General features: G+C 54.5%; 7 protein-coding genes, 1 rRNA gene and 1 riboswitch. Of the genes, 3 read left to right on the top strand and 5 right to left on the bottom strand.

Annotated features, from left to right (window positions below):
- Nucleotides 1–412 precede the first annotated feature (412 nt).
- Nucleotides 413–2,059: a glucose-6-phosphate isomerase gene (pgi, locus tag ACQE3Z_RS07575; RefSeq protein ID WP_426973108.1), complete on the bottom strand. Its 1,647-nt coding sequence runs from the start codon at nt 2,057–2,059 to the stop codon at nt 413–415.
- A gap of 228 nt (nt 2,060–2,287) precedes the next feature.
- Here pgi and ACQE3Z_RS07570 point away from each other — a divergent pair, with 228 nt between their 5' ends.
- The 3 genes from ACQE3Z_RS07570 (at nt 2,288) to panS (ending at nt 6,785) form a co-directional block, all read left to right on the top strand.
- Nucleotides 2,288–4,093, top strand: coding sequence for a cation:proton antiporter (locus tag ACQE3Z_RS07570; RefSeq protein ID WP_426973106.1), 1,806 nt, complete (start codon nt 2,288–2,290; stop codon nt 4,091–4,093).
- A gap of 51 nt (nt 4,094–4,144) precedes the next feature.
- Nucleotides 4,145–4,338: riboswitch (Lysine riboswitch) on the top strand.
- An 87-nt stretch (nt 4,339–4,425) separates the two neighbouring features.
- Nucleotides 4,426–5,784 (top strand): lysine-sensitive aspartokinase 3, encoded by a 1,359-nt coding sequence (gene lysC, locus ACQE3Z_RS07565; protein WP_426973104.1) that lies wholly within the window; start codon nt 4,426–4,428, stop codon nt 5,782–5,784.
- A gap of 83 nt (nt 5,785–5,867) precedes the next feature.
- On the top strand, nt 5,868–6,785 hold the full coding sequence (gene panS / locus ACQE3Z_RS07560; RefSeq protein WP_426973103.1) for a ketopantoate/pantoate/pantothenate transporter PanS: 918 nt from the start codon (nt 5,868–5,870) through the stop codon (nt 6,783–6,785).
- Nucleotides 6,786–6,823: 38 nt separating this feature from the next.
- Here panS and ACQE3Z_RS07555 read toward each other — a convergent pair whose 3' ends face one another.
- The 4 genes from ACQE3Z_RS07555 to rrf form a co-directional block, all read right to left on the bottom strand.
- Nucleotides 6,824–8,449 (bottom strand): Na/Pi cotransporter family protein, encoded by a 1,626-nt coding sequence (locus ACQE3Z_RS07555; protein WP_426973102.1) that lies wholly within the window; start codon nt 8,447–8,449, stop codon nt 6,824–6,826.
- Nucleotides 8,450–8,718: 269 nt separating this feature from the next.
- On the bottom strand, nt 8,719–12,402 hold the full coding sequence (metH, locus tag ACQE3Z_RS07550; RefSeq protein ID WP_426973100.1) for a methionine synthase: 3,684 nt from the start codon (nt 12,400–12,402) through the stop codon (nt 8,719–8,721).
- A gap of 139 nt (nt 12,403–12,541) precedes the next feature.
- On the bottom strand, nt 12,542–13,471 hold the full coding sequence (gene metA / locus ACQE3Z_RS07545) for a homoserine O-succinyltransferase MetA (protein ID WP_426973099.1): 930 nt from the start codon (nt 13,469–13,471) through the stop codon (nt 12,542–12,544).
- A gap of 260 nt (nt 13,472–13,731) precedes the next feature.
- Nucleotides 13,732–13,847 (bottom strand): 5S ribosomal RNA (rrf, locus tag ACQE3Z_RS07540).
- Nucleotides 13,848–13,854: the final 7 nt, after the last annotated feature.

Genomic DNA, 13,854 nt, shown 5'->3' with positions numbered 1-13,854 from the left:
TTTTCATTGGTAAAATGTATAAAACTTAGCAGTTAAAACCAATTGAAAACAAAATTTCAGAATATTTAAATAAAGGCCTTGTTTTGATTAAAAATTAATCAAAATCATTTATCTTTTAATGAACTTTTATACATTAATCTTTATATTTCAAAATATTAAAAAAATATCAGCGCCTGTTTAGCGCCACTTTTAACCAGAGAGGTTTAGGACTAATCCTGCGTTAATTTTCGGCTCTAATCGATATTTTAAGAAAATGCTTAGAGCAAAAAAGCCAATTTCGCCATCTTTGCTGTCAGGAAATGAAATATCGATCGCAAAAATGCATTTTTTCACGCCTGAAATCATGCGGAGGAATAAAAAAGGCGCCGTACAGGGCGCCTTTGCGATTCAGGCCAGCGATTCAGGCCAGCGATTAACGCCAGGCTTTATACAGATTGATCAGGCCATTGGTAGAGCTGTCATGGCTGGTTACTTCCTCGCCATTTTCCAGCTCAGGCAGAATACGGTTAGCCAGCTGTTTGCCCAGCTCAACGCCCCACTGATCGAAAGTGAAGATATTCAAGATAACGCCCTGGGTAAAGATTTTATGCTCATAGAGCGCAATCAACGCGCCCAGGCTGTACGGCGTAATCTCACGCAGCAAAATAGAGTTTGTCGGACGGTTGCCCTCAAACACTTTAAACGGCGCGACATGCTCCACGGATTTCGCATCTTTGCCCGCATCGGCAAACTCTTTTTCCACCACTTCGCGTGACTTACCAAAGGCTAACGCTTCGGTCTGAGCAAAGAAGTTAGAAAGCAGTTTTGCGTGATGGTCGCCCAGCGGATTATGGGTAATAGCCGGTGCGATAAAGTCGCAAGGAACCAGCTTGGTGCCCTGATGGATCAGCTGATAGAACGCGTGCTGTCCGTTGGTGCCCGGTTCGCCCCAGATAATTGGGCCTGTCTGATAAGAGACCGGATTACCGTTGCGATCGACATACTTACCGTTGGACTCCATATTGCCCTGCTGGAAGTAAGCCGCAAAGCGATGCATATACTGGTCATACGGCAGGATAGCTTCGGTTTCAGCGCCGAAGAAATTGTTGTACCAGATGCCGATCAGCGCCAGCAGTACCGGCAGGTTCTGCTCCGCCGGGGTTTCCGCAAAGTGCTTATCCATCGCATGGGCGCCGCTCAGCAGCTGCTCGAAATTATCGAAGCCCACAGACAGGATGATAGAGAGACCAATTGCTGACCACAGAGAGTAACGGCCGCCAACCCAGTCCCAGAACTCAAACATATTGGCGGTATCGATACCGAACTTAGCGACTTCTTTGGCATTGGTGGAGAGCGCGGCAAAGTGTTTCGCTACCTGCTGCTCGTCGCCCGCTGCGTTCAGGAACCAGTCACGCGCACTGTGGGCGTTGGTCATGGTTTCCTGCGTGGTAAAGGTTTTTGACGCGACCAGGAACAGCGTGGTTTCCGGGCTCACTTTTTTCAGCGTTTCAGCGATGTGCGTGCCGTCCACGTTGGAAACAAAGTGCATGTTAAGATGATTTTTATAAGGGCGCAGCGCCTCGGTCACCATATAGGGACCAAGATCGGAGCCGCCGATACCGATGTTAACCACATCGGTGATAGGCTTGCCGGTATAACCTTTCCATTCGCCGCTGATGATGCGCTCAGAAAAAGATTTCATCTTCTCCAGCACCGCATTCACTTCTGGCATGACATCTTTGCCATCTACCAGGATCGGCGTCTTGCTGCGGTTGCGTAGCGCAACGTGCAGCACAGCGCGATCTTCAGTGCGGTTGATCTTCTCACCCGAGAACATCGACTTAATTGCACCTGCCAGATCGGTCTCTTTTGCCAGCGCCTGTAATTTTTCCAGGGTTTCCGTAGTGATACGGTTTTTTGAGAAATCCACCAGCATCTGGTCATCAAAGGAAGCGGAGAATTTCGCAAAACGATCGCTGTCCTGGGCAAACAGGTCGGCAATACGTACGTCTTTCATCTGTTGGTAATGCTGCTGCAGGGCCTGCCAGGCAGCGGTTTGCGTCGGATTGATATTTTTCATGGCAACACTCTTATGTTTTAACAACCGTAATTCTGACCGGACGTCATCTTACCTGTTGACCGTGACTCACTTTCCTTTTCCTGCAACAGGTTACGACTATTGTAGCGGTGAGCACGCGCTAGCTTTTTCTCACCCTTTGCCCGGGACTCATTATAATTCAGGCTGCGGTGACCGTAGCCGCAAGGTATTTCAGTATGACGATTCTTACCGTTGAAAGGAAAAATTTTTATGCCGCTCTCTGCTCCATTACTGCTGGTGATCATTGGCTTCAGTTCACTGATGGCCCAGTGGATCGCCTGGTTACTGCGGCTTCCAGCGATTTTACCGCTGTTGGTTTTCGGAATCGTACTCGGTCCGATAACGCATGTCTTGCAGCCTGATGCGCTGTTTGGCGATCTGCTGTTTCCGCTGGTTTCACTGTCGGTCGCCATCATTCTGTTTGAAGGCGCGCTTACGCTGCGCGTCGATGAAATTCGCGGCCTCGGCGGCGTAGTGCGTAACCTGATTGTCATCGGTATGCCGGTTACGTTTACCGTTATTAGCCTCGCCTGCTGGCTGCTGCTGAACTTCCCACCTGAACTGGCGGCGCTGGTCGGCGCGGTCACGGTGGTGACCGGCCCAACGGTGATTGCGCCGCTGATGCGCGTGGTGCGTCCCAATACTGCGATCAATCAGGTGCTGCGCTGGGAAGGCATCGTTATCGATCCGGTAGGCGCTATTTTTACTCTGCTGGTCTTTGAATTCATTGTGCTGCGTCAGCATGCTGAATCGTTATCGCATCTGTTCTGGACGCTGGGCGTTACCGCAGCGGTGGGTCTGAGCATCGGCGCGCTGGCCGGCTGGTTACTGGGTATCGCCCTGAAACGCGTCTGGCTACCCGGTTATCTGCAAAACTTTGGCGTACTGGCGATTGTGTTAACCGCCTTCGGCGTATCCAACGCGCTGGCCGATGAGTCGGGCCTGCTAACCGTGACCGTAATGGGCATCTGGCTGGCCAATATGCGGGATGTGGATCTGCGTGACATCATCGCCTTTAAAGAGGAACTGTCGGCGCTGCTGATTTCCGGCCTGTTTATTATTCTTGCCGCCCGGCTGGATATTGGCGCGCTGCTGACGCTGGGCTGGCCGCTGGTAGCGGTGCTGCTGGTGGTGCAGTTTATCGCCCGACCGCTCTGTATCGCGCTCTCTACCTGGGGATCCTCCCTGCACTGGCGCGATCGCATGCTGCTGAGCTGGATCGCGCCGCGCGGCATTGTGGCAGCGGCGGTCAGCGCGCTTTTTGCCCTGACGCTGGCGCGCAGCGGGTATGCGCAGGCCGACCGGCTGGTAACAGTGGTGTTTGCGGTGATTATCGGCACCGTCGTTTTGCAAAGCCTGACCAGCGCCCCGCTTGCTCGCTGGCTGCGCGTTCAGCAGCAGCGTCCGCGCGGCGTGTTGATTATCGGCGCTAACGCCGTCGCGCGGGCGTTAGCGCTGGCGCTTCAGCGGCTGGATATCCCGGTGATGCTTACCGACAGCAGCTGGGAATCTTATCGTCAGGCCAGAATGGAAGGCATCCCTGCCTATTACGGTAATGCCTGGTCAGAACATGCGGAGAACTACCTCGATCTTAGTGATATTGCTCAGGTACTGGCGCTGTCACCCAACCGGCATCAAAACGCGCTGGCGGTTTATCATTTTAGCCATATCTTCGGCGCAGCGAAGGTGGCTTCGGTTCGCTCCGGATCGTCGCTGACAGGTCGTGGTGATACTGAAAGTCCGCGCTTCCGTCGGCATGAGACGCTTTTCGGCGCGGAGCAAACCTGGAGTCATCTCAGCGCACTGTTGGCGAAAGGCGCAACCATCAAAGCAACCCAGCTAACGGAAAATTTCGGCTGGCAGGATTACCTGGCAACGCATCGGGGCGCGATCCCACTCTTTGCGCTACAAGAGAACAGACAGCTGGTGATTATGAGCAACGCTGCGCCGCCGGAAGTGCCCTGTACGCTGATTGCGCTGGTACAAGTTGAGAATTCTTCAAATGGCAGTGATTGACAGCAGCGACAGAACCCGATATTTGTAAACGGTTAGTTGCGCAGCGATGCGCAAGCCAGAAGAGGCGCGTCGCCCAGGCAGTGTGTCAGAGGAGCCGTATCCGGTGAAGACACATCAGGGGGAGCGACGCCGAGGCAATATCTCCACGGCAGAGATGTTGTCGACTGCAGAGGCTGAATCCTCTGGGTTGTCACCAGGCGCGTGCGACAGTCGGACGCGCCGCAAGGTGGGGCGCTTCTGGGTGATCGTAGTTGTTCCCCCTCTACGTCTGCCCCGTTTCTGCTCTTCCCTTGTGCCAAGGCTGATGGAATTGAACCTGACACGGGGTATCTATGTTGCAATCTGAATTAATCGTTGCCAAGTTTGGCGGCACCAGCGTAGCGGATTTTACCGCCATGAACCGCAGCGCCGATGTGGTGCTGGGCGATGCTAATGTGCGCCTGGTGGTGCTGTCCGCTTCCGCCGGCGTTACCAACCTGCTGGTGGCCCTGGCCGAAGGCCATGAACCCACACAGCGCTATGCGCTGCTGGATGAACTTCGCCGTATTCAATACGCTATTGTCGATCGGCTGCAGCAGCCGGAAGTGATCCGCGAGGAGATCGACCGCATGCTGGAGAATATTGCCATGCTGGCCGATGCGGCGGCGCTTGCCTCTTCGGCAGCGCTGACCGATGAGCTGGTGAGCCACGGCGAGCTGATCTCCACTCTGCTGTTTGTGGAAATCCTGCGGGAGCGCGAAGTGGATGCCGAATGGTTCGACGTGCGTAAGATCATGCGCACCGACGATCGCTTTGGCCGCGCCGAGCCGGATGTCAGTATGCTGGCCGAATTAAGCCACCAGCTGTTGCGCCCAAGGCTGGAACAGGCGCTGGTGATTACCCAGGGCTTTATCGGCAGCGAAGCGAAAGGTCGCACTACCACGCTGGGCCGGGGCGGCAGCGATTATACTGCTGCGCTGCTGGGCGAGGCATTGCAGGCGCAGCGCATCGATATCTGGACCGATGTTCCCGGCATCTATACCACCGATCCGCGCATCGTTCCGACGGCGCAGCGCATCGATAAAATCACCTTTGAAGAGGCGGCCGAAATGGCCACCTTCGGCGCTAAAGTACTGCATCCGGCAACGCTGATGCCTGCAGTGCGCAACGATATCCCGGTTTTTGTCGGCTCCAGCAAAGATCCTGCCGCTGGCGGCACGCTGGTCTGCAATGAGACCGAAAACCCGCCTTTATTCCGTGCGCTGGCGTTGCGTCGCAAGCAAACGCTGCTGACGTTGCATAGCCTGAATATGCTACATGCGCGCGGCTTCCTGGCGGAGGTGTTTGCTATTCTGGCGCGCCATCATATTTCTGTTGATCTGATTACCACCTCCGAAGTGAGCGTGGCGCTGACGCTGGATACCACTGGCTCAACCTCTACCGGCGACAGTCTGTTAACCCAGGCGCTGCTGACCGAGCTCTCCTCGCTCTGTCGCGTAGAGGTAGAAGAGAATCTGGCGCTGATCGCCCTGATCGGCAACAAGCTGTCGCAGGCATGCGGCGTTGGCAAAGAGGTCTTCGGCGTACTGGAGCCTTTTAACCTGCGCATGATCTGCTATGGCGCCAGCAGCTATAACCTCTGTTTCCTGGTGCCAGGCAACGATGCCGAGCAGATAGTGCGCACCCTGCATCGCAATCTGTTTAAGAGCTAATGTTTAACGCTGTCAGCGGCACGGATGTAAAATAAACGTAACCTGACAGCAAACGCCTGGCATTTTTATAAGGATATCTGGCTATGCTTACCAGGATCACCCGGCTGTTTCCGCTGTGGGCGATTTTGCTTTCAGTGGCCGCCTATTTTTCCCCCGGCACCTTTACCGGCATCGGCCCCTGGGTTTCTTATTTGCTGATGCTGATTATGTTCGGGATGGGCGTTACCTTGCATATCGATGATTTTAAGCGTGTGCTGGTGCGCCCGGCTCCGGTTATCGCCGGTACCTTTTTGCATTATCTGGTGATGCCGCTGGCTGCCTGGCTGCTGGCCAGGCTGTTTCAGATGCCGCCCGATCTGGCCGCAGGCATGATTCTGGTGGGCAGCGTAGCCAGCGGCACAGCATCTAACGTTATGATCTATCTGGCGAAAGGCGATGTAGCGCTATCGGTAACTATCTCTTCCGTTTCGGCGCTGGTAGGCGTGTTTGCCACACCCTTGCTGACGCGTTTTTATGTAGACACGCATATTGAAGTGGATGTGGTCGGCATGCTGTTGAGCATTATCAAAATCGTGGTGATCCCTATCGGCCTCGGTCTGATGGTTCATCACACCATGAATCGCGTGGTAAAGCGCGTGGAACCCTGGTTGCCCGCGTTTTCCATGGTATGCATTTTGTTGATCATCAGCGCGGTAGTGGCCGGTAGCCAGGGCTTTATCGGTTCGGTGGGCCTGGTAGTGATTGCGGCAGTGATTCTGCACAATGCCATCGGGCTGTTAGGCGGCTACTGGGGCGGCAAGCTGTTTGGCTTTGATGAGTCAACCTGCCGTACGCTGGCACTGGAGGTGGGAATGCAAAACTCCGGACTGGCGGCCACACTGGGCAAACTTTATTTCTCGCCGCTGGCAGCCCTGCCCGGCGCGCTGTTTTCCGTCTGGCATAACCTTTCCGGTTCACTGCTGGCGGGTTACTGGTCTGGCAAATCGGTTAATAAAAAATAAGCCCGGGAGATTTGCCAGCCTGAAAGGCTGGCAAAGCTTCACTCTTTATCCCGTTCGTCGTCCGGCTGTTCCAGCACGCTATAGGCTATCGCGCAAAACAGCGAGTTAAGCCGCTTCATATCACCCAGCAATCCCAGATGCAGCGAGCTGGTTTCAATGCTCTGCACATTTTTCTGATGCAGGCGATCAACATGCTCATGTGAAAAGCGGCGGTTCATAATGCGAAAACGGTGTTTAGCCCGGCGCAGACGCTTCGCGCTGGCGATATCACGCGACAGAAATACCGAGAGCGCCAGCCGCAGATTATTCAGCAGCTGTTCATGCAGTTGCTCCAGCTCTCTTAACCCTTCCGGCGAGAAAGCGCGGCGCGCGGCCAGCGACTTATCAGCCACGTCGCCGCTCATGCGTTCGATAATATCGCCCGCCTGCTCCAGGTTCAGCGCCGTTTCGATAATTTCGGCCCAGCGGCGTGAATCTTCCTCTGGCAGATCCTCTTTCGGCATGCGTGCCAGATAGAGTTTGATGGCGGTATAAAGCACATCCACATCATCATCGAGTCGCCGGATTTCACGCTCCTGGCGCGGCTCGCCGTGCATAACCTTATAGAAATTATCCATCATCATTTCCAGCACATCGCCCATGCGCAGGGTTTCACGCGCGGCGTTAGCCAGCGCCAGCGCTGGCGTATCCAGCGCGCTGCGATCGAGATGTTTTGGTTTCAGACGCGCATCGTTTTCCTGATCGTCGCGGATCAGCCGCTTACAGAGCCGCGCCATGGGATCGGCAAAAGGCACCATAACCAGACAGCGGATCAGGTTGTAAAAAACATGGAAGAAGATCACCAGCTCTTCATCGGGCACCGGCAATTTATCCAGCCACGGCGACAGCACATGGACAAAAGGCAGCACTAAAACACAACCAATGCCCTTAAACAGCAGACTGCCGAGCGCCACCCGCTTACCGGCTGCGTTGGAGCCGCTGTTATTCAGCATCGCCAACAGCCCGCTGCCGAGGTTAGCGCCGATCACCAGGCAAAGAGCCACCTGAAATGAGATAACGCCGGTCGCCGTTAGCGTTGCTGTTAGCAGAACCGCTGCCAGACTGGAGTAGCTGATAATAGCGAACACCGCGCCGATCAGCGCATCCAACATAATATCGCCGGTCAGCGACGAGAACAGTACCTTAACGCCGGAAGCCTGCGTGATTGGCCGGGCCGCCTCCACCACCAGTTGCAGCGCCAGCAAAATCAAGCCAAGACCGATACTGGCTCGCCCCAGTTGGCCTGCGCGCGTTTGCTTACGACCAAGAAAGAAAACCACGCCAAAAAAGATAAACAGCGGCGACAGCCAGGAGAGATCAAAGGTCAGCACGCGCGCCATGATCGCCGTACCCACATCAGCACCAAGAATAATCACCAGTGCCGGCGTCAGGCCGACCAGGTTTTGCGCCACAAATGAGGTCACCAGCAGCGTGGTGGCATTGCTGCTCTGCACCAGCGCCGTCACGCCAATCCCGGCAACAAAGGCCATGGGTTTCTTTTCTACGCTGCGGCTGAGCACGCGCCGCAGATCGGCACCGTAAACGCGCATAATGCCGGTGCGCACAATATGGGTTCCCCATACCAGCAGCGCCACCGCAGAAAGTAAATTAAGCAGGGTTAACACGGCTATCTGACTCCTTTATGCCGGGCTACAACAGCATTTACAGCCCGCCCGGCGGGAATGCAGTAAATGAAAGAATTCTCCTTACACGCTCCGCAGGATCCTGTTTTTAGGGTATTTTTCAGGCGGCACACGCGGGGATTAATCTATTAAATGTAGACCAGACGGGGCTGCCACGGGGGAAAGTTAATGGGCGTTATGCAGGGGTATACGCCCTGGCTGGGCAACGTTGCAGAAGTTGCCGGCCCAGAGCAGGGCCGGCGATCTGTTTATCAGTCGGCGTCGTAACCAAGATGGGGTGCCAGCCAGCGCTCTACTTCGCTTATCGTCATGCCTTTACGTGCAGCGTAATCTTCAATCTGATCGCGCTGCAGCTGCGCCACGGCAAAGTAACGACTGTCAGGATGGCTAAAGTACCAGCCGGAAACGGAAGCACCAGGCCACATGGCGAAGGACTCGGTCAGCTTCATGCCGGTATGACGCTCCACATCCAGCAGCTGCCAGATGGTGGCTTTCTCGGTATGCTCGGGGCAGGCCGGATAACCAGGCGCAGGTCGAATCCCCTGATAGTTTTCACGAATCAGCTCTTCATTGCTAAGGTTTTCATTGGCGGCATAACCCCAGATCACCTTACGTACCCGTTCGTGCAGATATTCAGCAAAGGCCTCGGCCAGACGATCGGACAGCGCTTTAACCATTATCTTGTTGTAGTCGTCATGTTTGCGATCCCAGGCTTCCGCCAGCGCATCCTCTTCCAGCCCACCGGTCACGGCAAACGCTCCCAGGTAGTCCGCTTTTCCGCTCGCCTTCGGCGCAACAAAATCTGCCAGACAATAGTTCGCGAAACCCACCTTCTCCGTTTGCTGGCGTAAATGGTGGCTGACGGCAATCACATGCGATCGCGACTCATCCTGATAAATTTCAATGTCGTCGCCAACGCGGTTCGCCGGAAAAATCCCCACCACGCCCCGTGGCGTGAGGCTACCGTCAGCACTCAGCCGATCGAGCATGGCATTCGCATCGGCAAACAGGCGCTGAGCCTCTTCGCCAACCACCTCATCTTCAAGGATGCGCGGGTATTTTCCCGCCAGCGACCAGGTCATAAAGAATGGCGTCCAGTCGATATAGTGGCGCAGAGTCTCAATTGACGCTTGCACGTCGCTGACGCCCAACCGGTGTGCGCCGGGCGGCGTGTACTGCTCCCAGTCAAAGGCGAAATCATTTTCGCGCGCGGCCTGTAAGGTAACCGGCGGCGTGCGCGGCTTTTTACGCCCGTGCTGAATACGCACCGTTTCATACTCTTTACGCGTACGGGCCACAAAACCCTCGTACTGCTCAGGCGACAGCAGCGCAGAAACCACGCCAACGGTACGCGAGGCGTTCTGCACGTAAACCGTCGGGCCGCTGTAGTTCTGTTCGATTTTTACTGCGGTATGCGCTTTAGAGGTGGTGGCTCCGCCAATCAACAGCGGCAGGGTAAAGCCCTGACGCTCCATCTCTTTTGCCACGTTGACCATCTCATCCAGCGACGGAGTAATCAGCCCTGACAGGCCAATAATATCCGCCCGTTCTTCACGCGCGGTTTTAAGGATTTTCTCCGTCGGCACCATGACGCCAAGATCGATAATTTCGTAGTTATTGCACTGCAGCACTACGCCAACAATATTCTTACCGATGTCATGCACATCGCCTTTTACCGTGGCCAACACAATTTTGCCGTTGGTGCTGCCGACCGCCTTACTGGCCTGAATATAGGGTTCCAGCCAGGCCACCGCCTGCTTCATAACGCGTGCCGACTTCACCACCTGCGGCAGGAACATCTTCCCTTCGCCAAACAGATCGCCAACCACATTCATACCGGCCATCAGCGGCCCTTCAATTACCTCAATGGGACGATCCGCCTGCAGACGCGCCTCTTCGGTATCCTCTTCGATAAATTCAGTGATGCCCTTCACCAGCGAATATTCCAGCCGCTTCGCCACATCCCAGCTGCGCCATTCCGCCTGCGGTTTGGTGCTGTCATCTGCCGCTTTGCTGCCGCGATATTTTTCCGCCAGCTCCAGCAGGCGTTCGGTACCGTCATCGCGGCGGTTTAGAACGACATCTTCTACCGCATCGCGTAGTTCGGCGGGCAGATCGTCATAAATCGCCAGCTGGCCGGCGTTAACAATCCCCATATCCATGCCGTTGCGGATAGCGTAATAAAGGAATACGGCGTGAATCGCCTCACGTACCGGATCGTTGCCGCGAAACGAGAAGGAAACGTTAGAGACGCCGCCGGAGATTAGCGCATGTGGCAACTCCCGTTTGATATCCTCACAGGCACCGATAAAGTCCATCGCGTAGTTATTGTGTTCATCAATCCCGGTCGCAACGGCAAAAATATTTGGGTCGAAGATGATATCTTCCGGCGGGAAGCCAACCTCTTCCGTCAGAATGCGATAAGCGCGTCGACAGATTTCGATCTTACGCGCCCGCGTATCCGCCTGCCCGACCTCATCAAATGCCATTACCACCACCGCCGCACCGTAACGGCGTACCAGTCGCGCATAATGGATAAAGGCTTCCTCACCCTCTTTCATCGAAATAGAGTTAACGATGCCTTTGCCCTGGATGCATTGCAGCCCTTTTTCGATCACATCCCATTTTGAGGAGTCGATCATGATCGGCACGCGCGCAATGTCGGGTTCACCGGCAATCAGATTAAGGAAACGCACCATCGCCGCTTCAGCGTCGAGCATTCCCTCATCCATATTGATATCGATGATTTGCGCACCGCTCTCTACCTGCTGACGTGCAACATCCAGCGCCTCGTTGTATTTCTCTTCTTTAATTAACCGCTTGAATTTTGCTGATCCGGTAACGTTAGTACGTTCACCCACGTTAACAAACAGCGAATCGGCACCAATGTTCAGCGGTTCCAGACCGGACAGGCGACAGGCAACCGGCAACGTCGGCAGCTTGCGCGGCGTCACGCCTTCGATCGCCTGTGCCATCGCGGCGATATGCGCTGGCGTGGTTCCACAGCAGCCGCCGACGATATTTAAAAAACCGGCATGCGCCCACTCGGCAATCTGCTCCGCCATCACCGCAGCATCCAGATCGTATTCACCAAAAGCGTTAGGCAGACCGGCATTCGGATGGGCGGTGACGTAACATTCGGCAAGACGCGACATTTCGGCTACGTACTGACGCAGTTCGTCCGGCCCCAACGCGCAGTTCAGCCCAAAAGAGAGCGGTTCGGCATGGCGCAGCGAGTTATAAAACGCTTCGGTTGTCTGTCCGGAAAGGGTACGGCCTGAGGCATCAGTGATGGTGCCGGAGATCATCAGCGGCAATGAAACACCCAGCGCGTCAAACTCGCTCTGGATAGCAAATACGGCGGCTTTTGCGTTCAACGTGTCGAAAATGGTTTCGATCATGATGATATCTACGCCACCTTCAATCAGCGCGCGTGTTGATTCGCGGTAGGCAATAACCAGTTCATTGAAAGTGACATTACGGAACGCAGGATCGTTTACATCAGGAGAGATTGAGCAGGTACGGTTGGTCGGGCCCAACACGCCGGCAACATAGCGTGGTCGCTCCGGCGTTTTTGCACTCCATTCATCGGCGCAGGCGCGAGCCAGTCTGGCTGCTTCATAGTTGATCTCTGCCGACAGCGCTTCCATATGGTAATCCGCCATCGCAATAGTGGTGGCGTTAAAGGTGTTGGTTTCCAGAATGTCGGCGCCCGCTTCAAGGTAGGCATTGTGGATGGCTCGGATAATCTCCGGCTGCGTCAGCACCAACAGATCGTTGTTGCCTTTCAGGTCGCTACGCCACTCTGCGAAGCGCTCGCCCCGGTAATCCTGCTCTTCCAGACGGTAGCTCTGGATCATGGTGCCCATTCCGCCGTCCAGCACCATGATGCGCTGTGCCAGCTGCCGATGCAGCGCGTCGATTCTGTCTGTCACTCTTGCTTCACCTGTTTTGGTTATTTTTAGTACCGTCTGCGGCACAGTCTGGCATAATTTTTGTACGACTCAAAGCTGCCTCTGGAGCAGGATTCAGATCAGCCGCGTTCTTAATTGATGCAACGGCAGTTGATATCCATTACTCCAGGGTAGGGTTCATATGGCGTAAGTCGTAAGGTGTTATTTGATAAACGTAATAGTTGAGCCAGTTGGAAAACAGCAGGTTTCCATGGCTGCGCCAGCTGGCGCGTGGCTTCTGCGTCGGGTCGTTGTGCGGAAAATAGTTATAAGGGATCACCGGGTTTAATCCCGCTTCGCTATCGCGTTGAAATTCTCCTGCCAGCGTTAGCGCATCATATTCAGGGTGGCCGGTAACAAAGGCCAGCCGCTTATCTTTACTGCCCAGCAGATAGGGGCCAGCCTGCTCAGATTCTGCGAAGATCTCCAGATCGGTATAGTCACGAATTAGCTGAGCGGGAAAGTCCGCATAACGGGAGTGCGGCGCAAGGAAAGTATCGTCAAAACCACGCGTTAATAAGGCATGCGGATGCAACGTTTGATGTTCATAAACGCCTGACAGTTTGGTAGCGCGGGTTTGTTTTGGCAGGCCATACAGAATATTAAGCGCCGCCTGTACCGCCCAACAGACAAACAAGGTAGAAGTGACATGCTCTTTCGCCCAGTGCAATACGCGCTCTATTTGCGGCCAGTAAGCCACATCCTGAAAATCGACCAGCCCCAGCGGCGCACCGGTAACAATCAAACCATCGTAGTTATCATGCTCAATGTCTTCAAAATTGCAGTAAAAATTATTGAGATGCTCCATCGGCGTGTTACGGGATTCACGACTATCGATACGTAACAGCTGAATATCTATTTGTAGCGGGGAGTTCGAGAGCAGACGTAAAAACTGATTTTCCGTCTCGATCTTTTTTGGCATCAGATTCAGTACCAGCACTTTAAGCGGTCGGATTTCCTGAACGCTGGCGCGAGAATGCGTCATAACAAAGACATTCTCCTGGCGTAAACAGTTTACGGCTGGTAATTCATCAGGTACCCGAATTGGCATAGCCTTTCTTCCTCACTATATACGTTTATACGTTTAGACATCCAGATGCCCGAAGATAGCCTGCCAGAGCCAGAATGTCGAGACTTCAGCCAGTAATTGAAAATGTTTCATTCAGGAAATTAAAAAAGCTATGAGGGCACAGGGAAAAAGAAAAAATGGTTATAACGCAGGAGGGATGGGTGAGGTACAACAGTAGGTAATAAGAGATCGTCAGACGCGAAAAAGCCTCAGCTTTCGCTGAGGCTCCGTCGTTATCTGATGCCTGGCAGTTCCCTACTCTCGCATGGGGAGGCCCCACACTACCATCGGCGCTGCGGCGTTTCACTTCTGAGTTCGGCATGGGGTCAGGTGGGACCACCGCGCTCTCGCCGCCAGGCAAATTC

The organism is Pantoea sp. FN0307, from assembly GCF_050113815.1.
GTDB lineage: Bacteria > Pseudomonadota > Gammaproteobacteria > Enterobacterales > Enterobacteriaceae > Mixta > Mixta alhagi.
The sequence above is the reverse complement of the archived record's forward strand: the minus strand, read 5'-3'. Positions and strand labels throughout refer to the sequence as shown.